Origin of the sequence: Polaribacter pacificus (genome assembly GCF_038024035.1) — a bacterium.
In the GTDB taxonomy this organism is placed as follows: Bacteria; Bacteroidota; Bacteroidia; order Flavobacteriales; family Flavobacteriaceae; genus Polaribacter; species Polaribacter pacificus.
This window is the reverse complement of the sequence record NZ_CP150664.1, coordinates 2,415,694-2,438,730: the sequence shown is the minus strand read 5'-3', so window position 1 is coordinate 2,438,730 and position 23,037 is coordinate 2,415,694. Positions and strand designations below refer to the sequence as shown.

Sequence of the window (23,037 nt, the reverse complement as noted above, 5' to 3'; positions counted from 1 at the left end):
AAATGACAACGCAACTTTTAAAGACAGAGTTCTACAAACAATTACAATTAGGTAGGCAAGCACTACAAGAAAAAAAGTACAGTATTGCCTTTTATCATTTAGAAAATGCGCACATTTTAGGGCAAAAACACCTTTGGCGTCATACAATAAGTCATTATTGGATGTTTGTCTTTGGATTAAAAACCAACAATGCCAAAGAAGTGATTGGACAACTCTTTAGACTACTTGCCTCTCTTCTATTTACGATCTTTTGGGTGCCACAAGGAAATACAGGGGGAAGCAATATTTCTCCAATCAAATCCTTACCGATTAGAGAAGAATTAAAAAAATATTTTTAAAAAATGTTGCATCTTTTTTGTACCTTATTTGTCTATTATATGAACCTTAAAATTTATCATTATGAAAAATAATAATTGTACATGTAATTGCGACGGTTGTAAAACAGGTAGCTGTACTAACTGTACGTGTGATAACTGCACTTGTAGCAACTGTAATTGTTAAAAGCTGTCATTTGGAGTAAAATTATTAGCAACTGAGCTAATTAAAAATGAAAGCAATTTTGTATCGAGAGGTCTTTATTAAAAACTTCTCGATACAATTTTCTAAAAAAATTACTCAAACTGACATTTTAAAACACAACATCTAATTAGGAGAAACTGAACTTGATTCAAGTTCTCTAATTATAAATAATTCTTATGACCACACAAAACGTTTGGAAAACCTATTCGGAAGATTTAAAAAGATTTATCATTAGCAAAGTTCATGACACAGCCATAGCAGATGATATTTTACAGGATACCTTTATTAAAATTCACACAAAACTACATACCCTAAAAGATCACAATAAACTAAAACCTTGGTGCTTTACCATTGCTAGAAATTCTATTTTGGATTATTGGAAGTTAACCAATCAAGACTTTGAAATTGCAAATTTTGAAGCCGAAGTAGTTCCAGAAGATGAAGGTCATACAGAAAAAGATTGCTTACGTGGTATTTTACAAAGCCTTCCGAAAAAATATAGAGATCCTTTATTTTTAGCCGACATCAAGGGCTTAAAACAACAAGAAGTTGCTGAGCAATTAAAACAAAGTTTACCCACCACAAAATCTCAAATCCAACGAGCTCGTAAATTAATTGCTCAAGGGTTTATGGACTGCTGTGGCTATGTTTTAAACGATGACGGGAAACTCGTTGGCGAACTTCAAGACAAAGAAGACTGCAAAGTTTGCGGCTAACTATTTTAGTGATCTATAGATTCTTTTTCAAGCTCCTTCTTCACCATGGATGCTTTTAAGGAACACTAATACTTTTTCAAAAATATCCTGTAAAACTTCTACCTTTGTTTTAAAAAGGAGCATGGCTTATCAAAACACAACGCTAAGAAACAAAACCAAAGTTTTAACGCTTGATGAACTTCATTTAAGCAAGGAAATTAGAGAAAAAATTAACCAGCTGATTGAAGAATTCACCTATTTAGATACTCTTAAAAATCTAAATCTTCCGGTTGATAATAAAATTTTACTCCACGGAAAAACAGGTTGTGGAAAAACAGCTACTGTACATGCAATTGGAAAAGCACTAAACAAAGAAGTCATTACGCTTAATTTGGGAGGTTTTGTATCTTCTAGACTTGGTGAGACAGGCAAAAACATTTCTGAACTTTTTAGAAAGGCTTCCTATAGCAATGCCATTTTATTTATTGATGAGTTTGATTTTATCGGAAAGATAAGAGACTATGACAATAAAGATTCTGGAGAAATGAAGCGATTGGTGAATACACTGATCCAACAAATAGATAATTTAGCAGATACCTCATTACTTATTTGTGCTACAAATCACATAGAGATTATTGATACTGCTTTGTTGAGAAGGTTTCAATTAAAGCTAGAATATAAATTGCCTTCCAACCAACAACTAGATCTTTACTACGATGATATTCTAACTCATTTCCCCAAAGAAATCAATGCTGTAAATAGAGTTTATAGCATTTCTTATGCAGAAGCCAAAGACCTTGCTTATCAGCAACTAAAGGCTAACGTCATTCAATTAGAAAAAGCAAAAACCGATTAACTTTTAATAAAAAAAGACTGCCAAATTTGTGCTTAACAAAAATTGCAGTCCTCTTAAATATTAATTGATTGTTTTTTTAAAACTTATTCCCAAAGAAAAGCGCATTTAAAAACAGCTTGTTGGTTCCGTACCAGGCGCCTCTAAAATTTGGATTGTCAGCAAATAAAACTGCACGACCTCTGCCGATAGGACTCACCAATAATGAAGCTGAAGGCTTAATAAAAACATCTAAATTCTTTTGGGTTATATACCCATCTATATGTGGGTTTTTAGAATATTTTGCGACCGTTGCGTATGGACTTTTACTAGGAGCTAAAAACACCATATTGTTTTTATACACGGGCATTTTAGCGGTTCGATATCCAAAACCTAATGGATGCGTAAGATCTAAATCTACTTCTAAAATGATCCCTCCAACACGGTCTCTCCCTGCATATTCACCAGCATCAACATAAGGCAATCTTTTGGTTCCTGTTTCTTCTTTAGATTTGGGCTTTTTAGTCAAACTCTCTTTGACCATTTTTTTATCGATCAACCATTTAGCGCCTCCGGCAATACTAACAATGGTATTTCCTTTGGCTGCCCAATCTTTAAGTTTCTGTCTTTGAACAGAATCCAATTCGGTATAACTACCAGAAACCATAACCAAGGTATTGTACTTGTCTAAATTGGCTCTTCTAAAACTAGCCATTCTAATTTTTGTTATTGGCATATCTACCCGAGTATCCAACAAGTGCCAAACCTCTCCAGCTTCTAAAGAGTTAATCCCTTCTCCAATAAGCATTGCTACTTTAGGCTTGCTCAATGCTCTAAAATTATTAGATCCTAAATCTATCCCCTTAATACTATAACCGCTGTTTGTCCCAAAAATCGGAACATTGTATTTGGTTTGTGCCTCTAAGACAATTTGATAAACTTCTGCCTCTGATTTTTTTTGTTTGCTAATCGGGATCAACAAACTTCCATAATTAAAACTCTTCTTTCCACTTGTGGTCAGTATGCTAAAAGGCTTAAAGGCAGAAGCCACTGTCAATCCTTTAGCTTGCATATAATACAAGACCGCTGGTGAATTGTAATCATCCCAATCAATAATATATGCATACCTAGCTCTTTGTATTTTAGGGTTGTTTACCAGGTCTTTGGTAGTGGTAATTTCTGTACCTAGTTTTACAGATTTTAGGCCTTTGTATTTCATATTATAAAAGTTGGCCACACTCCATGCCGAAGCATCATAATACACACTATCACTATACTGTCTATAGGTTTCAAACATGGTTTGCACCATTCTGTGTTGAGGTTGTTTTAAAGGAACCACATACTTCTCTCCCTTCTTATAAACTTTAATTTTATGGGTGAGTAGTTGGCTGACAAAAGCTTTGTTTCTATTCATATCATAATCGTCTCCAAACTCATAACCTGCAAATCCAGTCTTGGCTTTTTGAGTCATGGCTGTTTTAAAAAAGGTCTGCTGATATTTTCTTAAAAAAGCTTTGTTCTCTACTGCCGCTTTAATAGTTGCAAAACCAGAAGTATATTGATTTCTAATGGTAAAGGCAAACGTTATTTTACCATAATCCGTGTCTTGAACATGTCCACGAGAACTTGCTTGCTCAAACAACAAAGCCAAGCCTCCTTGTAAATCTGGATAGGATGATCCATAACCAGGATAAGTACCATCAAAAGATTCTTTGGTGTAGTAAAAAGAACCTATCTTGTCTAAAGCACTAGAAAAATAGGTTGCGAATAAATTGTTTAGATCCTCATAATTTTCTTTGGGCATAATCGGATCTAAAGAACCAATTGGCTTCATTGGTTCAAAAAAGTGATTGCTATTGGTGCCCATCTCATGAAAGTCTGTAACCACATTTGGATACCAATCATGTAACCATTTTAATTTCCCTTGACTTTCTGGGTGCACTGCTAATAACCAATCTCTGTTTAAATCAAACCAATAATGATTGCTTCTTCCTCTAGGCCATGCCTCATTGTGCTCTGCATCTATATTATCAGAAACGAGCGATTTTGCTTTAAATTGATTTGCCCATTGGGTGTGTCTGTCTCTACCATCTGGATTGATGGCTGGATCAATAAAAATAACAGATTTATTTAAATAATTTAACACCTCTGCATTGGTTGATGCCACCAAAGTATAAGCTGTTAACAAAGCTGCTTCTGAACTTGATGGTTCGTTTCCATGCACATTGTAGCCAAGTTGAATAAAGATCGGAACCTTATCGTAATTTTTCGGGTTCAAATCTGGGTTTACAAACTGCAAATGCTCATTTTTAAGAGTTCCTAGGTTTGATAAATTCTCCTTTGATGATACTGTGAGCATCACCAGCTTTCTGTTTTCATGGGTTTTACCATACACTTCTATCTGTGCTCTGTCTGAAATTTCCGCAAGTTTGTAGAAATAGGCAACGATTTGATCGTGTCTCGTATGTTGCTCCCCAATAGGATAACCTAAAAACTCTTCTGGAGTTGGGATGGCTTTATTAAAAGGTGCTTGATCTTTAAAAAAATAATCTTGCGCTTGTACTGCGCTGCTGATTATAAATAAAAAAAACAGTAAAAAAACAGGTTTGGTAAGTTTCATTAGGTTGATTTTTAAACAATTCAACCTAAAAGTAAGAATAATTAATCAATTAGGATCACCTTCTTTTCTTCTTATTTAAAGGCGCTCGTGCAGCTTTCTTTTTTCTGCGATTAAAAGGCACAGCATCATCAAAGGTATTCTTAGTCTCAGTAGCTTTCTTATTCTGTTTCCAAGAGTTGTTGTCTGGCAATAATACCTTTAACAAATCTTGCCTTCCTACCTTATTCAGCGTATTTCTAATCCAATCTTTGTTCTCCTTTTTATACCAAAAGAAAAAACGATGTTGATCTTCACGTTCTTTTTTTGTTTTAGGAGTTTTGGTAGGTTTTAAAGTATATGGATGATATCCACTATAATAAATAACCGTAGCAACAGTCATTGGTGTAGGCGTAAACCCTTGTACTTGCTCTAACTGGAAGCCCATGTTTTTGGTCTCTGCAGCCAAGTTTGCCATGTCTTCTACTTCACTTGCAGGATGGCTCGAAATAAAATATGGAATCAGTTGTAGGTTTAATTTCTTCTTAAGATTGATTCGATCAAAACGCTCTTTAAACTTGTGAAAATAGGTAAATGAAGGTTTGCGCATCAACTTTAATACAGGATCAGAAGTGTGTTCTGGAGCCACTTTTAATCGCCCAGAAACATGATTGGTCATTACCTCTTCTGTAAAGGCATCCAACTCTTTTGGATCCGCATTTTTATTGAATTCTGGAACCAACATATCGTGTCGGATTCCACTACTTACAAACGATTTTTTTACTTTTGGATGCTTGTCAACTGCTTGATACAATTCTGTTAAAGGCTTGTGAGAAGTATCTAAATTACTACAGATTACTGGCGAAATACAAGAAGGCGCTACACACTTGTCACATATAGACTGAACCTTACCTTTCATTTGATACATGTTAGCAGAAGGCCCACCAATATCAGATAAATAACCTTTAAAATCAGGCATACTAGCCACCTTATCAACCTCTTTTAAGATTGATTCTTGACTTCTACTCGCTATAAACTTTCCTTGATGAGCAGAAATAGTACAAAAGCTACATCCTCCAAAACAACCTCGGTGAATATTGATAGAAAACTTAATCATTTCAAACGCAGGAATTGGTCCACGCTTGTTATATTTTGGATGTGGTAATCGCGTAAAAGGCAAATCAAAAGAAGCATCAATCTCAGCCTCAGTCATTGTTGGATAAGGTGGATTGATCACCAAAGTTTGTTCTCCAACTTTCTGAAAAATTCTTCGGGCTCTTAATTTATTTGATTCTTGCTCAATTACTTTAAAATTTGAGGCAAAGGTTTTTTTATCTTTTAGACAGGCTTCATGTGAGTTGATTGTTACATCTTCCCATTCATTTACCACAGGAACTTTCTCTTGTTTTTGATCAATTAAAACAGCAGTTTGCTTGATGTTTTTTAGACTAGAGAAAGGAACACCTTTTTGCAACAACTCTACGATCTCTCTTAGAGGCTGCTCTCCCATTCCGTAAACAAGCATATCTGCTTTTGAAGTTTCTAAAATAGTAGGCAATAACTTATCTGACCAATAATCATAATGGGTAACACGTCTTAAAGAAGCTTCGATCCCTCCTATTAAGACTGGTGTGTCTGGAAATTTTTCTTTTAATATTTTTGAATATACAGAGGTTGCATAATCTGGTCTAAAGCCTTTATCTCCATTGGGCGTATAAGCATCATTATCTCTTCTTCTTTTACTCGCAGTATAATTACTCACCATCGGATCCATACATCCACCTGTAACCGCAAAAAAGAGTTTTGGAGTACCCATTTTTGTAAAATCCTGAAGATTATCATGCACACTTGGTTGTGCTACGATAGCAACACGCAAGCCGTAACTCTCTAAAATTCGACCAATTACTGCAGGCCCAAAAGATGGATGATCTACATACGCATCCCCACTAAAAAGAATAACGTCTAGTTCTTCCCATCCTCGAATCTTAACTTCTTTATTCGTAGTTGGTAACCAATCTGAAAGTTTGTGCATCTCCATAATTATTGCAAAAATACGAGATTAAAATCTGATAGCATTCTTTTTTTAAGGAAATGAGAATCAGAAAATAACCACTTTTTATCAAATTATCTATTGGATACTGTAACAATCACGTTAAATATGCGTCTTATTTTAGTACAAAATAAGATAATCATGAGAAAAATATTTTTGGCAATCGCAACGATTGCCCTAATTACTAGTTGTTCTACCTCTAGAGTAGCACAAAATCAGAAAAAGGATATTGCTGTATCCATAGACCTTAACAATGTTGTCGATGACAAAGTAAATGTTGTTGTCGATCCACAAAAGATTAAAGAAAACTCAGTTGTTTACCAAATCCCTGCAATCGTACCAGGAACTTATGCCATGAGTGATTACGGTAAATTTATTTCTGATTTCAAAGCCTATGATTACAAAGGCAATGAAATGACTGTTGTAAAAGTTGATACCAATTCTTGGAAAATAGACAACGCAACCAAAATGGATAAAATTAGCTATTGGGTAGAAGATACTTTTGATACTAAGCTAGAACACAATATTTATGTAATGGCGGGTACCAACATAGAAAAAGATCAAAACTTTTTTCTAAACCTACCTGGTTTTGTTGGTTATTTCCAAAACAAAAAAGAAACACCTTATACCATTAGCATTTCTCATCCAGAGAAATTATATGAAACTACTTCTTTGATCAACAAAAACACGACAAAGACAGACAATACATTAGATGTATTTACCGCTAGTAGATATGATGAAATCTCTGACAACCCAATTATGTATGCTCCTCTTAACAGTGTAAGCTTTACAGTAGATGGTATCGAGGTTACGCTTGCGGTGTATTCTCCAAACAATATACACGCTGCTAAGGACATGGAAGCTGACTTAAAGAGAATGGTACAAGCTCAGTCTAATTTCTTAAAAGGATTTAAAACAACAAATGAATACAATATTCTTTTGTATCTTTTTGATTCTAACATATACAAATGGAATAGTTTTGGTGCCTTAGAACACCTTTCTTCTACAACGGTTGTATACCCAGAGAGCTATTCAAAAGAATTATTAGCAGACGGAATGATTAACGGTACCGTTTCTCATGAGTTCTTCCACATAGTATCGCCACTTTCTGTTCATTCAGAAGAGATTCATTCATTTGATTTTAACAGCCCAAAAATGTCAAAACATTTATGGATGTATGAAGGAACCACTGAGTATTTTGCCAACTTGTTTCAAGTAAATCAAGGGTTGATTAGCGAACAAGATTTTGTAAATGAAATGAAAAACAAAATAAGTGCCTCTATGCGTTTTGATGATACCATGCCTTTTACAGACATGAGTAAAAACATCTTAGAACCTGCTTATGCTAAAAACTATGGTAACGTGTATCAAAAAGGAGCCTTAATTGGAATGTCTTTGGATATTATTTTAAGAGAACAAAGCAATGGATCTTATGGAATCTTAAATTTAATGAAAGATTTATCAGTAAAATATGGCGCAACAAAACCGTTTAAAGACGATGAAATTATTGATGAAATTATCGCAATGACTTATCCAGCGGTTGGAGACTTCTTTAAGAATCACGTAGAGGGAAAAACTCCTATCGATTACAATGCTTTATTCGACAAAGTTGGAATTGTAAACAAATTACAAACTGTTGATTCAAGATACTTTATAGATAATAGCAATCAACCATTTATTGCTGTTAATAAAGATCGTGAAATCTACTTTACAAAAAGAACAAATTCTGGATTGGTAGCCTTAGGTGTACAAGAAAATGACATCTTAAAATCTATCAATGGAGAAGCATTTACTTTACAAAATGCCAATGCAATGATTGTAAAATCATTTGAGTGGAAAGTTGGAGATTCTGTTACTTTAGAAGTAGTAAGAGGAGGTAAAACTATAGAACTTAAAGGAACTATCATCACTCCAAAAACAGAACAAATTGGTTTGGTAATCGAAGATTTACCAGCTGACAATCCTAAAGTTATATTGAGAAAAGCTTGGTTAAAAGGCTAATCAAATTTCTATAAAAACAAAAAAGGCTACGAAATCGTAGCCTTTTTTATTTGCTATGGTTTTACAACTAAATGAGGTACTTTGGCTAAATCCCAGTCGATGACTAAACCATCTGCTAATTGTTGCGCAATTTCTTTACCATATAAATACTCACACAAATACAAGGCTGCTTCAAATGATTTTGCACCACCTGCGGATGTTATATACTTAGCATCGTGCACAAACAAAACATTTTTTCTAATATCCAAGTTTGGAAAAGTCTCTCTCATTAGATCAATATCACTAGGAAAGGTTGTTGACACTCGGTCTTGTAAAACGCCGGCCTTAGCCAACACAAAAGCTCCATCACAATGTGAGGTTATAAATTGCGCTTCACGATTGACCTTTTTTACAAAATCTATAAGTTTTTTATCTTCCAAATCTGTGTCTAAATGATGTTCTGCACTAGGGATGATAAGGATATCAATTTTAGGCAAACTATCTTTTAAATAATTAAAATCAGGTAGAATTCTCAAACCTTCAAAAGTGCGAATCGCCTGATCAGTATTTGCAACAGTAAAGACATTCATCTGCTTAATTCCCTCTCTAAAAATAGTATGCTGAAAAATATCATAAGGTGCTGTAAGCTCAGTATTATAGGTTCCATCCATAATTAAGAAAGCCACATTATAACGTCCTTCCTTTAATTGAGGTACCCTTTTTTGGGCTGTGATTTGTTTACCCACTTGAACTTCGGTTTCAGCACTTTTCTTACAGCCAATTGTAATTGACAATAAAACAAGGAATAAAAAGTATCTCATATCTGTTTTGTTTTTTTCTTTTTATAAAAGTATTAAAATAGAATTTACCCCTTTAAACCTATAGAAAATGTTTTTTCTTTTGTAGATTTACCTTATAAACAACCAACCTTTTATCATGAAAAAACAAATTTTCTACGCAATCTTGTCTTTTGTTTTCACTGGGTTTCTAATAAGTTGTGAATCCACAGCAAAAGAAACAGCAAGAGTTCCAGACACCTATGTTCAAGACAACTATACAAAAAAAGAAGTAACTATTACCATGCGTGATGGTATTAAGCTTCATACGGTTATCTATGCTCCAAAAGATCAAAGCAAGACTTACCCTATTTTACTACAAAGAACCCCGTATAGCTGTGCTCCTTATGGAGAAGGAAAAATGAAGACTAAAATTGGCCCGAATACGCAGTTAATGAAAGAAGGAAATATCGTGGTTTATCAAGATGTACGTGGTAGATGGATGAGTGAAGGAGTTTATGACAATATGCGTGCGTATATTCCTAATAAAAAACCAAATCAGGCTGATGAAACTTCAGACACTTATGATACCATTGATTGGTTGGTTAAAAATGTAGACAATAACAACGGCCGTGTTGGAACTTGGGGAATATCATACCCTGGACACTATGCTACCGTTTCTACCATTGATGCACACCCTGCACTTAAAGCTGCCTCTCCTCAAGCTAGTATTGCTGATTTCTTTTTTGATGATTTTCATCACAATGGTGCTTTTCTACTAAGTTATTTTAGAGCCGTCTCTTTGTTTGGTGCTTATAAAGATTCTCCTACAGATACAGCGTGGTATTCTTTACCAAGTATGGATACTCAAGATCAATATCAATTCTTTTTAGATGCTGGTCCTTTAAAAAACTTAAACAAGTATTTCCGAAATGAAAATGTGGATGCAAAAGCTCCTCAAAACAATGATCAAATTGATGATTTCTTTTGGAAAGAAATTACAGAGCATCCAAATTATGATGAGGTTTGGAAAAGCAAAGGAATTATTCAACATTTAGACAAAGTACCTTCTACAGTTGCTACAATGGTCGTAGGTGGTGAGTTTGATGCCGAAGATTTATACGGTCCACTAGAAACCTATAAAGGAATAGAAAAACACAACCCAAACAATTACAACACTTTGGTTTTTGGTCCTTGGGATCACGGAGGTTGGTCAAGAAGCACCGTTAAAAATAGTGTTGGAAACTATTATTTTGGAGACTCAATTTCATTGAAATTTCAAAAAGAAATTGAATCAAAATTCTTTAATCACTTTTTAAAAGGTTCTGGAGATAAAAACTCAGGATTGCCAGAAGCCTATGTTTATGATTCTGGAAGAAAAGGCTGGAAATCTTACGAGACGTGGCCACCAAAAAATGCAAAGAAAAAATCTTGGTACTTGTCAGATGATAAAGAATTAACAACGACAAAAAAAGAATATAAAGGAATAAAATTTATTAGCGATATCAAGCGACCTGTTCCGTATTCTGAGGATATTAAAACTGTATTTACGCCACGTAAATACATGACAGATGATCAACGATTTGCCGCTAGAAGACCAGATGTATTGGTTTTTGAAACCGATGTATTAACAGAAGATTTAACCTTAGCCGGAGATATACTAGCCAAATTAAAAGTTGCTACTACAGGAAGTGCAGCAGACTGGATCGTTAAAGTAATTGATGTACATCCTAAAGATGCCAAAGAAAACAACAAAGACATGCAAAATCATCTTAAAATGAGTAATTATCATTTGATGGTCAGAAGCGAAGTAATGCGTGGTCGTTTTAGAAATAGTTTTGAAAAACCAGAGCCTTTTGTTCCCAATCAAAAAACAGCCGTAAATGTTAGGCTTCAAGATATCTTTCACACTTTTAAAAAAGGACATAAATTACAGATTCAAGTTCAAAGTACCTGGTTTCCTCTAATTGATCTAAATCCACAAACCTATGTAGACAATATTTATAAGGCTGACGAAAAAGATTTTAAAACACAAACTCACACTGTATTTACAGATTCTAGTATCGAATTTTTTGTAATCGAATAATTAAATTTAAACAATAATGAAAAAAATACTTTTTACAATTTGCATCGCATTTCTTGCGACAAGCTATGCACAACAAAAAGCAATTCCTGTTTTTAAGGACGGAGAAGCTCAAGTTGTTGAAGCTTTTAATGACCCTAGTAAATGGATCAGACATGATCTATGGGTTGAAACTGAATTTGACACTGATGGTGACGGTAAATTAGACCGAATGCATGTCGCGGTAACTAGACCTTCCCAAACCGAAAAAGAAGGTTTAAAGTTGCCGGTAGTTTATGAATCAAGCCCTTATTTCGCCGGAACTGCATCCTTGCAAAATGGCGTGATGTGGAGTGTAAAGCACGAACTTGGAGAAACACCTCCCAACAGAATTCATCCAAAAGTAAGCAGAAGAGGAAAAAGACCTATTATCTCAAACTCTCAAATTAGAACCTGGGTACCTAGAGGGTATATTGTTGTTCATTCATCATCACCTGGTACCGGATTGTCTGATGGTTCACCTACAGTTGGAGGTAAAAATGAATCACTTGCACCAAAAGCAGTTATCGACTGGTTGTGTGGTAGAGCAAAAGGTTATACAGAAAGAACAGGATCAGAAGAAGTAAAAGCTTTTTGGTCAACAGGAAAAGTAGGAATGACAGGTACTTCATACAATGGAACAATCCCTTTAGCTGCTGCAACCACAGGAGTAAAAGGTTTAGAAGCAATTATTCCTATAGCTCCTAACACATCGTATTATCACTATTACCGATCAAATGGGTTGGTTCGTTCTCCTGGTGGTTATCTTGGTGAAGATATTGATGTTCTTTATGATTTTATCCATTCTGGTGATGAATCAAAAAGAGCCTATGGGAATAAAGTTGTTAGAGACACAGAAATGGCTAACAACTTAGATCGTGTTACAGGTGATTATAATGATTTTTGGGCAGGTCGTGATTACCTAAATCAAATGAAACCAATGAAAGCGGCTTTATTAATGTCTCACGGATTTAATGACTGGAACGTAATGCCAGAACACAGTTACCGTATCTATAAAAAAGCCAAAGAAATGGGTTTAGATACTCAAATTTTTTATCATCAAAATGGCCATGGAGGTCCACCTCCGATGAAAATGATGAATCGTTGGTTTACTCGTTATTTATTTGGAGTTAGAAATGGGGTAGAAAATGATGCACGTGCTTGGATTGTTAGAGAAGATGATAAAAGAACTGAGCCAACACCATATAAAGAATACCCAAATCCTGAAGCCAAAAATGTTCGTTTGTATTTGGGTGAAGGAGGAACCACTGCAGGATCACTAAGTTTATCTAAAAGCTCAAAAGCTAAAGAAAACCTAATTGACGACGCTAGTATTTCTGGAAATAATTTAGCGCAAGCTAAAAACTCTAAAAACAGATTGCTTTATGTAACACCTGTACTAAAAGAAGATTTACACCTATCTGGTCTGGCAAAGATTACTGTAAAAATTGCCAGTAGTAAACCAGCTGCCAATCTTTCTGTTTGGTTAGTATCATTGCCTTGGAATGGTGAAAAAGGAACCAAAATAACAGACAATATTATTACCCGTGGTTGGGCAGATTTACAGAACCACAAATCATTGAGTAAAAGTAGTCCTCTAAAGCCAGGTAAATTTTATGAAATGACTTTTGATTTACAACCAGATGATCAAATTATTAAAAAAGGTCAGCAAGTTGGATTGATGATTTTCTCTAGTGATAACCTGTTTACCCTATTGCCAAAAGCAGGCACCGTGCTTACTGTAGATTTAAGTAAAACAAGCATAACACTTCCAGTAGTTGGAGGAAAAAACAGCATAGAAAAAGCAATAAAATAAGTTCTTAAGTTATACCCTATAAAAAAACCTGCTAAACAGCAGGTTTTTTTATATAAGCTAATTGCTCTTTCTTGAGTATTCTAGTTAGAACCCACAGTAAAAATACAGATAGCATAGCGATCCCTGTTACAATAACCCAGGTAGCATCAAAGCCTATTTGGCTTACTAAATGCAGGCCAGAGTTATGACTAAAGATATGCGCAAAGGAAAAAGCAATCGTATACAAAGCCATATACTCTCCTTGATTTCCTTTCTTTGCTCGCTCCATTGCAAAGGCATTTGAAAACGGAAAAGCAATCATCTCTCCAAGAGTCATTAAAAACATTCCAATAATTAATACACCCGCCCATGATGAAAGCAATAGCACTACAAAACTTAGGGCTATTAGGATACCTCCAAACAGCATCAAGCCAATTTTAGAGAATTTTGAATTTTCTAACCACTTTATCAGTGGCATTTCAAGTAAAAAAATTATAAAGCCATTCATCCCTAAAAGCAATCCTATCTGTTGCTCTTTTAAAAGAAAAATGTCTTTATAATACAAAGGCATGGTAGAAAAATATTGCAAAAATACAGCTCCAAACAACATCAATGCAACTAGAAAAAACCAGAATGCCTTATCAGAATAAGCAGATTCTGGGTTTGTTACTTTTATCTCGTCTAAGACTTTTGATTTCTTTGGATTTAAAACCTGTAGCAGTAATAATCCTGCCAAAAAACAAGTAACTCCATCAACCCAAAACAAACCTGAATACCCTAAACTTGCTATGATTAAACCTCCAATAGCAGGTCCTGCAGAAAAACCTAAATTAATTGCCAAACGAATTAGTGTTACAGAACGCGTCTTGTTCTCTGGTTTACTATAAGAACTTAAAGCGACAAACATGGCGGGTCTAAAAGAATCCGCAACTAACATCAAACCAAAAATACCCGCACAAAATCCTATAAAACTTGTCACAAACTGCATCGCTACAAAAGCTAAACCGGTACCTATTAAACTAAAAACCATTACTTTATAATAGCCTATTTTATCAGTTAGCTTACCTCCTATCCAGGAACCTATCACAGAACCCAATCCAAAGAAAGACATAATCCAACCGACGTCACCTAAAGTAAATGCTAAACTCTTAGTCAAATACAAAGATAAAAATGGGATTACCATAGTCCCAGCTCTATTAATTAAGGTAATCAAAGCTAACCACCATACTTCAGGTGATAAACCTCTAAATGTGTTTATATAGTTAACATATAGTTTTTTCATTGCTTTTTAAAATAAAAAAAGTCCAACTCTAGAGTCGGACTTTTATGATAAAAATATGTAATTTTAAGAATTACAATTCATCAACTGATCGACTTTTACGTTCTAAAAACGTTGTAATACAGTTATATGAAAAGACAATCCTCATTTTGTTTTTTTTGTTGATGGTAAAACTACATAAAAAAATGTAAAGTTGTATTTTTGGTTTTAAATATTTTTTATCATGAAAAACATCCTACTAATTTGTTTATTTTTTTTATTTCTTTCTTGTAATAGCGGAAAGAAAAAATCTTCTTTAGGTCTTACTGAATTTCAAATTGAATTGAACAACGAATATAAGGATGCGTCCAAATCACCTTTAAAAAAAGCTGATTTAAAAAACTTTACAGGTTTAGAATTTTTCCCGATCAATGAAAATGTAAAAGTGACTGCACATTTAGAAAGAGTCCCGGATTCAGATTTCTTTTTCATGAAAACAACAACCGATAGACTTGCAGAAGAAAGAGTTTATGGAATTTTGACCTTTAAAATCGAAGGAAAAGAATACAAATTAAACATCTATCAAGGTAAACAATTGATGAGAACTAAAGGGTTTCAAAATTATCTTTTTTTACCCTTTACAGACAAAACTAATGGGGTAAGTAGTTATTATGGAGGTAGATATATGGACCTAAGAATTCCTGAAGGAGACAGTATAGAACTTGATTTTAACAAAGCTTACAATCCTTATTGTGCTTATAATGAAAAGTTTTCATGCCCAATAGTACCAAAAGAAAATCATTTAGACTACGAGATGAAAGCTGGAGTAATGGCTTTTAAAAAGGGTTAAGGATTAATTACGATATTGCTTTTCAAATCTTTTGCAATTGCTTTTTTAATCTTTAACAAATGCTTTTTACGAACTTTCAGTTTGGTTTCTGCATGTGCTTTTAAGTGTAATTTTGCAAAAGATTCAGCGATAGACTTAGCGGTAGCTAACAACTCTTTTTCTGAAACAATTAGATCTAAGAACCCTGCTTGAACAGCTGCTTTGGGTTCAAATATTTCTGAATTTGAAACGCTCCTATTTAGATAAACTTCTGACAAACGACTCTTTGCGATGGCTACACCAGCATGATGCATAGTCATTCCAATCTGAACTTCATTTAAACCAACTTTATAATCACCCTCTACACCAATTCTATAATCAGCAGACAACAACAAAAAAGCTCCTTTTGCAATTGCGTGTCCGTTACATGCTACTATGATAGGTCTTGGAAAACGAAGCATACGTAATGATAGTTCAGATCCTTTAGTAACCAACTCTTTTGCTGATTCTGGGCTTTCTTTCATTACTTTTAGATCAAATCCTGCCGAAAATATCCCAGGCTGCCCAGTAAGTATAACCACTTTTTGCTCTTTCTCTGCAATATCTAATGATTTATTTAACCCCTCAATAACTTGATGAGATATAGCATTTGCTTTACCGTTAACAATGCTAACAATAGCATACTGATCATGGCTGGTATACTGAACTACTGAATTCATAAAAATATGTTTAATTTGATAGGGATAAATGCATTACTTAATTATATATATTCCTGCAAAAACGGCTAAAAAGCCCAAAACAAAACTAGCAATAGAATAAAATGCAAAGCTTGTAAAATCACCTGATTTTAAGAATACATGGTTTTCATAGGCAAAGGTAGAGAAGGTGGTAAAACCTCCACAAAAACCTGTTGCCAACAAAAGGGTGTGATTCTCTGAAATCGCATCGTTCTTTGCGGCAAACCCTAAGACGATACCTATAAGCAAACTTCCAATTACATTGGCAACTAGGGTTCCATAAGGTATACCATCCTGTGTGCTGTTAAGCCACCTTCCGACTAAATATCGCAATGCGCTACCAAAACCACCACCAACAAAAACCAGAAGTACTTGTTTCATCTTATTAAAGCTCTATACTGTCAATATCATTCCAATTCCACTTTCCGACAATGGTTCCTTTGTTTAACATCATCAATCCTGGATTAGATCTAACCATAGTTTTCAAAGTCGTTCCGTCGCAAAAAAGGAAATCAAATGGCAGTTGATATTTTTCTTTCGCTAAAATCAATTCATCTGTAAAAGAAGCAGAAGCTCCATATACTTTATATCCTTTTTTAAGAGCCTCTTCGGCAAGTGTTTTGACATCTTTAAAACCATTTTTATCTGCTTTGTCTAAATCATAGACTAACACTAGCAAGACCTTCTCTTCTTTTAAAATTACAGGAGCTAGATCACTCTGAGCGTCTTCTAGATAAAAATCGTGAATCTTAGGAATCTCACCATCTCCTTTGTACTCCATTCCTTCTGGAATATTATTACCTATAGCATAAGGTCTAAAATCAATAATAGGTAAATATACCAGTACATGATAGGTAATATAAATAAAGGTAATTAAGGATAGTATCGTGATTGTCTGAGAAACTCTTACAGAAAAAAGGGATTTGATGTCTTTCATTCTAAACAATAAGAAGACAATTAAAATCATCAAAATAACATTCTTATAAAATGTTTCCCATGGTGTCAATGTAATAGCATCACCAAAACATCCACAATCCGTAACCTTATTATAATAGGCTGAATACCAAGTTAAAAAGAGAAAGATGGTCGTCAAACCTAAGAGACTCCATAGCGTAATTTTAGTTCTACAACCCAAAAGCAACACAACTCCTAATAAAATTTCAGCAATGATTAAAAGGATAGAGAAAGCCAATGCATAAGGAATTAAAAACTCCATATCAAGTACAGACTCACCAAAATATTCTTCAAATTTATATTTAGAACCTAAAGGGTCTACCAATTTCACAAAACCAGAGAACACAAACAATGCCCCGACTATAATTCTTGAAAGATGTACTAGTATTTTCATATATATTTTATGAATGTTAAAAACTATATTAACTGTATTTTTTATTTTTCAAACAGTACTAAGAAACCTTTTTAGCACTCATATGGATCATTGCAAAAATTGCATAATTGATCATGTCTTGATAATTGGCATCAATCCCTTCAGAAACTAACGTTTTCCCTTTATTATCTTCTATTTGCTTAACGCGTAATAGTTTTTGTAAAATTAAATCTGTGAGTGATGAAATACGCATATCCCGCCAAGCTTCTCCATAATCATGGTTTTTGTTCTCCATCAGTTCTTTGGTGATCGCAATATGCTTATCATACAATTCTGTTGCATTTTCCGTAGACAAATCAGGATTCTCTACAACGCCTAACTCTAACTGAATCAAAGCCATAATAGAATAATTAATAATCCCTATAAACTCTGCTCGCTCTCCTTCTTCAACTTTTCGAACTTCATTTTCTTGCAATTGACGAATGCGTTGTGCCTTGATAAAGATCTGATCTGTTAATGAGGGCAAACGCAAGATACGCCACGCGCTTCCATAATCGCTCATTTTTTTAATGAACAAGCTTCTACATTCTTCAACGACAGCATTGTATTGTTTTGAGGTGTTTTGCATTTTATAAAAAAAGTATTTTTGTAAAAATAGTAAATCTTACCTCCTTTTCATTTATTTTTACAAGGAATTTTACCTCACTTTGCATGAAAAAAATAGTAGTTTTTTGCGGATCAAGCCTTGGCTTTAACCCAGTTTATAAAAATGCTGCAATAGCACTTGGTAATTATTTTGTTGAGCATGACATATCATTAGTATATGGAGGTGGCAAAATAGGCATGATGGGAACACTTGCTAACACAATCATAGCACAAAAAGGAACCGTTATTGGCGTTATTCCTAAGTTACTTAAGAAAGAAGAAGTAATCCATACTGGTGTTTCAGAAATGATTATCACCAAAACCATGAGTGAGAGAAAGGTGATCATGAGTAAAATGATAGATGCTTATATTACACTTCCTGGCGGGTTTGGAACCTTAGATGAACTTTTTGAAGCCCTAACCCTTGGACAATTACAAATAGAGCAAAAACCTATTGGACTTTTAAATATAAATGGTTTTTTTGATCCCCTTTTACAACAATTAGACATTATGGTAGAAGAAGGTTATTTAAATCCAAAAAACAGAGCTCTTTTATTAGTAGATAGCACGATAAATGGCTTAATGGATCAGCTAAACTTGTATACAGCACCAAAAATCACGCATGTTATTAATAAAGTTGTTAGCTAATGAAAACATTAAATTGCAAAGGAACACTCATTGATCTTGAGCAGCCAAAAGTTATGGGGATCTTAAATGTTACTCCAGACTCTTTTTTTGATGGTGGAAAATACAAAAGCGATAAAGAATTCTTAGAGCAAGCAGCTAGAATGCTAAAAGAGGGTGCTACGTTTATTGATGTTGGAGCTTATTCTTCTAGACCAGGCGCAGTGCATATTTCTGAAGATCAAGAACTAGCCAGATTACTACCAGTTATTGATCTATTGATTAAAAACTTCCCTCAAATTCTCATCTCTGTAGATACCTTTAGAAGTACTATTGCTCAAAAGAGTATTGAGCATGGAGCTGCATTTATTAATGATATTTCGGCAGGAAAAATGGATACTGAGATGTTTGATACAATTGCGAAGCTTCAAGTACCCTATTGCATTATGCACATGCAAGGAACTCCTCAAAACATGCAAAAGAATCCAGAGTACAACAATATAACCCTTGAATTGGTTCACTATTTTTCAGACTTGTTGTTTGAATTGAATACAAAAAAAATAAACGATATTATTATTGATGTCGGTTTTGGTTTTGGTAAAACAACGGCTCATAACTTTGAATTATTAAAATACTTGGAAATTTTTCAAGAACTTAATGTTCCTGTTTTAGCAGGACTATCAAGAAAGTCTATGCTGTATAAAACCTTAGACATTTCGGCAAAAGAAGCTTTAAACGCAACAACATCAGCCAATACGATTGCTTTGCTAAATGGCGCTAATATTTTAAGGGTTCACGATGTTAAAGAAGCACTTGAAGCCATTAATATTGTTGCACAAATTGAAACGAGTAATTCTTAAATAATATTTAGTATTTTTACATCAAAGCAGTAATTTTTATGTTAGATTTTATCGATTTTTCTTTCTTGGATATTCTTGACATTATTCTTGTTGCTGCCCTTTTATACTCTATATACAAATTACTAAAGGGAACCGTTGCTATTAATATTTTTTTGGGAATTGCTGTTATCTTTTTAATTTGGAAAATAACCCAAGCTCTAAAAATGGAAATGCTCAGTGGAATCTTAGGATACCTACTTAGCGGTGGTGTTATTGCTTTAATTATCGTATTTCAGCAAGAGATAAGAAAGTTTTTACTAATGATTGGGACTACTAATTTCTCATCTAAAAGAAGCTTTTTAAAACAGTTAAAATTTTTAAAATCTGAGATTGAAATTGAGTTTAATGCAGAGCCTTTGGTTAATGGATGTATTAGTCTATCCAAAACAAAGACAGGTGCACTTATTGTACTTGAACGTACAAATAATCTTGATTTCTTGATTAATTCAGGGGATCAAATGAATGCCATCATTAACGAGGCAATTTTAGAGAGTATTTTTTACAAGAACAGTCCTCTACATGACGGCGCTACTGTTATTAGAGATAATGTAATCGTAGCCACTAGAGTTGTACTACCCGTATCTGATAAAAAAATTCCAGCACGCTTTGGCTTAAGACATAAAGCGGCAATTGGAGTCACAGAAAAAACAGATGCACTTTGCCTCTTAGTTTCTGAAGAAACAGGTGAGATTTCCTATATTAAAGATGGTGCTTTTGAGCTTTATAAGGATTATGAAGAATTAACTGAAAAGCTTAAATCAGATATGAGTTAAAACGCTTAAAAAAGCTTTTCTTTTTATTTGATAAAACAACAGTAAATTAAACCACCTCTGAACTAAACTGCTTATCGTATAAGTTTTTATAGTATCCTTCTGATTTTTCTAGCAATTCTTGATGAGTTCCTTCCTCTACAATATGCCCTTTGTCCATCACGATAATTTTATCAGCGCTTTTAATTGTGGTTAAACGGTGAGCAATAATAATAGAAGTTCGCCCTTTGGTAATAGTGTCTGTTGCATATTGTATCATCTGCTCTGCAGTGTTATCTACAGAAGAAGTTGCTTCGTCTAAAATAAGCACACTTGGCTTACTCACATATGCACGTAAAAAAGCAATCAATTGTCTTTGTCCAGAAGACAACATCCCCCCTCTTTCTTTTACATTATAATGGTAATCATTTGGCAAACTCATGATAAAATCATGTATTCCAATTTGCTTTGCTGCAAGCTGAACATCCTCTAGGCTTATCGATTGATTCTTAAGAGTTATGTTATTTAAAATTGAATCTGAAAACAAAAAGACATCTTGTAAAACAATCGCTACTTGGTTTCGCAAAGATGTGAGTTCATAATCTTGAACAGGAGTTCCATCTATAAGAATACTTCCTGAATCGATCTCATAAAAACGATTTATCAAATTGATAATTGTAGATTTACCTGCCCCTGTAGCACCAACTATGGCTACAGTTTGTCCCTGTTCTACCTTAAAAGAAACTCCTTTTAAAACTTCCTCATTTGGGATATAACTAAAACGCACATCTTTAAACTCAATAACTCCTTTAAGAGTATTTGCTATTTGTGTACCATTTTTATCAATACTGCTTTGAGTATCTAAAACCTGAAAAACACGTTCACCAGAAACCATTCCCATCTGCAAGGTATTAAACTTATCTGCAATTTGTCTAAGAGGTCTAAACAACATTTGTGTCATCATAATAAACCCCATAATTTCACCTGGCTGAACATTGATATCATCTACAGCTTGCAATCCTCCAAACCACACTAAAAGCCCTACAGCGATAGATGATAAAATTTCTGCAATAGGGAAGAAAATTGAATAATACCACACCGCCTTAACATGGGCTTTCTTGTGCTTATTATTAATCTCCATGAATTTATCGTATTCAATTTTTTCTCTACTAAATAACTGTACAATCTTCATTCCCGTAACCCTCTCTTGCACAAAACCATTTAAATTTGCCACCTGTGTTCTCACTTCTTGAAAAGTAGCTTTAATAGCAATTTGAAATAATTTGGTTGCATAAACTAAGATAGGAAGTACAGCCAAGGCTATTAATGCCAATTTCCAGTTTAACACTAACATGACTACGGTTACAACAATCATACTTAGCAAATCACTGATAATCATAAAAAGGCCCTGACTAAAAGAACTAGCAATGGTTTCTATATCAGAAACCACTCTCGTTACCAGCTTACCAACAGAAGTGGTATCAAAATAACTCATTCTAAATTGGAGTATGTGTCGAAATATATTTGCTCTGATATCTCGAATGATGTGTTGTCCAATCCAATTAGACATATAAATAAAAGTAGCCTGTAGCAAAACTTCAAAAATTAAAACACCAGCCATTAAGAGGATATAATTAAGTAAGTTTTCTTCATTCTTGGTTGCTACAAAATCATTAACTGTCTCAATTAATAAATATGGCCTTAGGGCTGACAATAAAGAAACAACAATGACAGTAAGTGTAGTTGCAAAAAAATAAAATCTATATTTTTTTGCATAGCTCAGCAATCTTAAAAAAACTTGAGCGTCAAACGCTTTCCCTGTTACTTTTTTACTCATATAAAATCGTATATAACTTCTGTTAAAAACAAGCCCTTTGCCGGAACTGACAAACCTGCTTTTCCTCTGTCTTTACTTAATATTATTCTTCTAAAATCATCAATTGATATTTTCCCAACACCAACATCGAGTAAAGTTCCTACAATAGCCCTAACCATATTTCTTAAAAAACGATTAGCTGTAATATAAAAAACCAACTCATCTCCTTCTTTCTTCCAAACAGCATTTGTCACTTCACAATTAAAGGTTCTAACATCTGTTTTAACCTTAGAAAATGCTTGAAAATTCTCATGATCCAACAAGATCTTCGCAGCTTTATTCATTCGCTCAACATCTAATTCTTTAAAGCTAAACTGCCAAGTTGTATCTAATAAAAACGGATTTCTCCCTAGCCAAATTCGATACTCATAACTCCTACTAATAGCATCAAAACGAGCATGGTATTCACGCTCAAATGCAAATAAATTTACAACGACAATATCTTTAGGCAAGACAGAATTAAACTTAAAAACAAAACTATCATTTAACTCTTGAAGGCTATCAAAATGAGCAAAAAATTGTGATGCATGTACACCTGCATCAGTTCTTCCAGCCCCTACAAGAGAAATTTCCTCTTGTAAAACCGTGCTAATAGCTTTGGTTAATACCTCTTGTACACTAGGCATGTCTGGCTGAATTTGCCAACCATGGTAATTTGTTCCTTTGTATAAAAGCTCAATAAAATATCTCAAAAAAATCTGTTTTTAAAGCCTTCAAAATTAAGGATTTTTATTGGGATATTCCTATTT

At 34.0% G+C, this 23,037-nt stretch carries 20 protein-coding genes; 10 read left to right on the top strand and 10 right to left on the bottom strand.

The window, feature by feature from the left end; translation table 11 throughout:
* Window positions 1–2 precede the first annotated feature (2 nt).
* From WHC90_RS11085 to WHC90_RS11075, 3 genes are all read left to right on the top strand, one after another.
* On the top strand, window positions 3–338 hold the full coding sequence (locus WHC90_RS11085; protein ID WP_188598526.1) for a DUF3703 domain-containing protein: 336 nt from the start codon (window positions 3–5) through the stop codon (window positions 336–338).
* A 357-nt stretch (window positions 339–695) separates the two neighbouring features.
* A complete protein-coding gene (locus tag WHC90_RS11080; RefSeq protein ID WP_188598525.1) occupies window positions 696–1,235 on the top strand; it encodes a sigma-70 family RNA polymerase sigma factor in 540 nt (179 codons plus the stop codon).
* Between the two features lie 121 nt (window positions 1,236–1,356).
* Window positions 1,357–2,070 carry an AAA family ATPase gene (locus WHC90_RS11075; protein WP_188598524.1) on the top strand — a complete coding sequence of 238 codons (714 nt, stop codon included), beginning with the start codon at window positions 1,357–1,359 and terminating at the stop codon, window positions 2,068–2,070.
* A gap of 76 nt (window positions 2,071–2,146) precedes the next feature.
* Here the strand turns inward: WHC90_RS11075 and WHC90_RS11070 are convergent, their stop codons facing one another.
* Both WHC90_RS11070 and WHC90_RS11065 read right to left on the bottom strand, forming a co-directional pair.
* Entirely contained in the window at window positions 2,147–4,666 is a 2,520-nt protein-coding gene (locus WHC90_RS11070) for a M14 family zinc carboxypeptidase (RefSeq protein ID WP_188598523.1), read from the bottom strand.
* 55 nt (window positions 4,667–4,721) lie between these two features.
* Window positions 4,722–6,680: a YgiQ family radical SAM protein gene (locus tag WHC90_RS11065; RefSeq protein ID WP_188598522.1), complete on the bottom strand. Its 1,959-nt coding sequence runs from the start codon at window positions 6,678–6,680 to the stop codon at window positions 4,722–4,724.
* A 153-nt stretch (window positions 6,681–6,833) separates the two neighbouring features.
* On the opposite strand from WHC90_RS11065, the gene WHC90_RS11060 reads away from it, so the two are divergent.
* Window positions 6,834–8,693 carry a peptidase M61 gene (locus WHC90_RS11060; RefSeq protein WP_188598521.1) on the top strand — a complete coding sequence of 620 codons (1,860 nt, stop codon included), beginning with the start codon at window positions 6,834–6,836 and terminating at the stop codon, window positions 8,691–8,693.
* A gap of 53 nt (window positions 8,694–8,746) precedes the next feature.
* On the opposite strand, the gene WHC90_RS11055 is transcribed toward WHC90_RS11060, so the two are convergent.
* Entirely contained in the window at window positions 8,747–9,493 is a 747-nt protein-coding gene (locus WHC90_RS11055) for a DJ-1/PfpI family protein (protein ID WP_188598520.1), read from the bottom strand.
* Between the two features lie 115 nt (window positions 9,494–9,608).
* Between WHC90_RS11055 and WHC90_RS11050 the strand changes: the two genes are divergently transcribed.
* Together WHC90_RS11050 and WHC90_RS11045 are read left to right on the top strand one after the other, a co-directional pair.
* Window positions 9,609–11,534 (top strand): CocE/NonD family hydrolase, encoded by a 1,926-nt coding sequence (locus WHC90_RS11050; RefSeq protein ID WP_188598519.1) that lies wholly within the window; start codon window positions 9,609–9,611, stop codon window positions 11,532–11,534.
* Window positions 11,535–11,550: 16 nt separating this feature from the next.
* The gene (locus tag WHC90_RS11045; protein WP_188598518.1) at window positions 11,551–13,365 is read left to right on the top strand and encodes a Xaa-Pro dipeptidyl-peptidase; all 1,815 of its coding nucleotides are present in this window, start codon (window positions 11,551–11,553) and stop codon (window positions 13,363–13,365) included.
* A gap of 31 nt (window positions 13,366–13,396) precedes the next feature.
* Here the strand turns inward: WHC90_RS11045 and WHC90_RS11040 are convergent, their stop codons facing one another.
* Window positions 13,397–14,626 (bottom strand): MFS transporter, encoded by a 1,230-nt coding sequence (locus WHC90_RS11040; RefSeq protein ID WP_188598517.1) that lies wholly within the window; start codon window positions 14,624–14,626, stop codon window positions 13,397–13,399.
* Window positions 14,627–14,846: 220 nt separating this feature from the next.
* Here WHC90_RS11040 and WHC90_RS11035 point away from each other — a divergent pair, with 220 nt between their 5' ends.
* On the top strand, window positions 14,847–15,452 hold the full coding sequence (locus WHC90_RS11035) for a DUF1684 domain-containing protein (RefSeq protein WP_188598516.1): 606 nt from the start codon (window positions 14,847–14,849) through the stop codon (window positions 15,450–15,452).
* On the opposite strand, the gene WHC90_RS11030 is transcribed toward WHC90_RS11035, so the two are convergent.
* Genes WHC90_RS11030 through WHC90_RS11015 form a run of 4 tightly spaced genes read right to left on the bottom strand, consistent with a single transcriptional unit; the run spans window position 15,449 to window position 18,123 of the window.
* Entirely contained in the window at window positions 15,449–16,150 is a 702-nt protein-coding gene (locus WHC90_RS11030; RefSeq protein WP_188598515.1) for a crotonase/enoyl-CoA hydratase family protein, read from the bottom strand. The two genes, WHC90_RS11035 and WHC90_RS11030, sit on opposite strands and share 4 nt — an antisense overlap.
* A gap of 33 nt (window positions 16,151–16,183) precedes the next feature.
* Window positions 16,184–16,549 (bottom strand): fluoride efflux transporter CrcB, encoded by a 366-nt coding sequence (gene crcB, locus WHC90_RS11025; protein WP_188598514.1) that lies wholly within the window; start codon window positions 16,547–16,549, stop codon window positions 16,184–16,186.
* Window positions 16,550–16,553: 4 nt separating this feature from the next.
* Entirely contained in the window at window positions 16,554–17,516 is a 963-nt protein-coding gene (locus WHC90_RS11020; RefSeq protein ID WP_188598513.1) for a BT_3928 family protein, read from the bottom strand.
* A gap of 58 nt (window positions 17,517–17,574) precedes the next feature.
* On the bottom strand, window positions 17,575–18,123 hold the full coding sequence (locus WHC90_RS11015) for a DUF1599 domain-containing protein (protein WP_188598512.1): 549 nt from the start codon (window positions 18,121–18,123) through the stop codon (window positions 17,575–17,577).
* Window positions 18,124–18,206: 83 nt separating this feature from the next.
* Here WHC90_RS11015 and WHC90_RS11010 point away from each other — a divergent pair, with 83 nt between their 5' ends.
* From WHC90_RS11010 to cdaA, 3 genes are read left to right on the top strand one after another with little or no spacing between them, the layout of a single operon-like run.
* Entirely contained in the window at window positions 18,207–18,788 is a 582-nt protein-coding gene (locus WHC90_RS11010) for a TIGR00730 family Rossman fold protein (protein ID WP_188598511.1), read from the top strand.
* Entirely contained in the window at window positions 18,788–19,624 is an 837-nt protein-coding gene (gene folP / locus WHC90_RS11005) for a dihydropteroate synthase (protein ID WP_229664913.1), read from the top strand. Before WHC90_RS11010 ends, folP begins: the two co-directional genes overlap by 1 nt.
* A 38-nt stretch (window positions 19,625–19,662) precedes the next feature.
* Window positions 19,663–20,436: a diadenylate cyclase CdaA gene (cdaA, locus tag WHC90_RS11000; RefSeq protein ID WP_188598510.1), complete on the top strand. Its 774-nt coding sequence runs from the start codon at window positions 19,663–19,665 to the stop codon at window positions 20,434–20,436.
* 46 nt (window positions 20,437–20,482) lie between these two features.
* Here cdaA and WHC90_RS10995 read toward each other — a convergent pair whose 3' ends face one another.
* Both WHC90_RS10995 and truA read right to left on the bottom strand, forming a co-directional pair.
* Window positions 20,483–22,249, bottom strand: a complete 1,767-nt coding sequence (locus WHC90_RS10995) for an ABC transporter ATP-binding protein (RefSeq protein WP_188598509.1) — start codon at window positions 22,247–22,249, stop codon at window positions 20,483–20,485.
* The gene (gene truA / locus WHC90_RS10990) at window positions 22,246–22,980 is read right to left on the bottom strand and encodes a tRNA pseudouridine(38-40) synthase TruA (protein ID WP_188598508.1); all 735 of its coding nucleotides are present in this window, start codon (window positions 22,978–22,980) and stop codon (window positions 22,246–22,248) included. The genes WHC90_RS10995 and truA overlap by 4 nt, the downstream gene beginning before the upstream one ends.
* Window positions 22,981–23,037: the final 57 nt, after the last annotated feature.

Excerpts from the sequence above, each read along its gene's own strand:
- WHC90_RS11085 (WP_188598526.1), top strand. The coding sequence starts at position 3 with ATGACAACGCAACTTTTAAAGACAGAGTTCTACAAACAATTACAATTA.
- WHC90_RS11080 (WP_188598525.1), top strand. The coding sequence starts at position 696 with ATGACCACACAAAACGTTTGGAAAACCTATTCGGAAGATTTAAAAAGA.
- WHC90_RS11075 (WP_188598524.1), top strand. The coding sequence starts at position 1,357 with ATGGCTTATCAAAACACAACGCTAAGAAACAAAACCAAAGTTTTAACG.
- WHC90_RS11070 (WP_188598523.1), bottom strand. The coding sequence starts at position 4,666 with ATGAAACTTACCAAACCTGTTTTTTTACTGTTTTTTTTATTTATAATC.
- WHC90_RS11065 (WP_188598522.1), bottom strand. The coding sequence starts at position 6,680 with ATGGAGATGCACAAACTTTCAGATTGGTTACCAACTACGAATAAAGAA.
- WHC90_RS11060 (WP_188598521.1), top strand. The coding sequence starts at position 6,834 with ATGAGAAAAATATTTTTGGCAATCGCAACGATTGCCCTAATTACTAGT.
- WHC90_RS11055 (WP_188598520.1), bottom strand. The coding sequence starts at position 9,493 with ATGAGATACTTTTTATTCCTTGTTTTATTGTCAATTACAATTGGCTGT.
- WHC90_RS11050 (WP_188598519.1), top strand. The coding sequence starts at position 9,609 with ATGAAAAAACAAATTTTCTACGCAATCTTGTCTTTTGTTTTCACTGGG.
- WHC90_RS11045 (WP_188598518.1), top strand. The coding sequence starts at position 11,551 with ATGAAAAAAATACTTTTTACAATTTGCATCGCATTTCTTGCGACAAGC.
- WHC90_RS11040 (WP_188598517.1), bottom strand. The coding sequence starts at position 14,626 with ATGAAAAAACTATATGTTAACTATATAAACACATTTAGAGGTTTATCA.
- WHC90_RS11035 (WP_188598516.1), top strand. The coding sequence starts at position 14,847 with ATGAAAAACATCCTACTAATTTGTTTATTTTTTTTATTTCTTTCTTGT.
- WHC90_RS11030 (WP_188598515.1), bottom strand. The coding sequence starts at position 16,150 with ATGAATTCAGTAGTTCAGTATACCAGCCATGATCAGTATGCTATTGTT.
- crcB (WP_188598514.1), bottom strand. The coding sequence starts at position 16,549 with ATGAAACAAGTACTTCTGGTTTTTGTTGGTGGTGGTTTTGGTAGCGCA.
- WHC90_RS11020 (WP_188598513.1), bottom strand. The coding sequence starts at position 17,516 with ATGAAAATACTAGTACATCTTTCAAGAATTATAGTCGGGGCATTGTTT.
- WHC90_RS11015 (WP_188598512.1), bottom strand. The coding sequence starts at position 18,123 with ATGCAAAACACCTCAAAACAATACAATGCTGTCGTTGAAGAATGTAGA.
- WHC90_RS11010 (WP_188598511.1), top strand. The coding sequence starts at position 18,207 with ATGAAAAAAATAGTAGTTTTTTGCGGATCAAGCCTTGGCTTTAACCCA.
- folP (WP_229664913.1), top strand. The coding sequence starts at position 18,788 with ATGAAAACATTAAATTGCAAAGGAACACTCATTGATCTTGAGCAGCCA.
- cdaA (WP_188598510.1), top strand. The coding sequence starts at position 19,663 with ATGTTAGATTTTATCGATTTTTCTTTCTTGGATATTCTTGACATTATT.
- WHC90_RS10995 (WP_188598509.1), bottom strand. The coding sequence starts at position 22,249 with ATGAGTAAAAAAGTAACAGGGAAAGCGTTTGACGCTCAAGTTTTTTTA.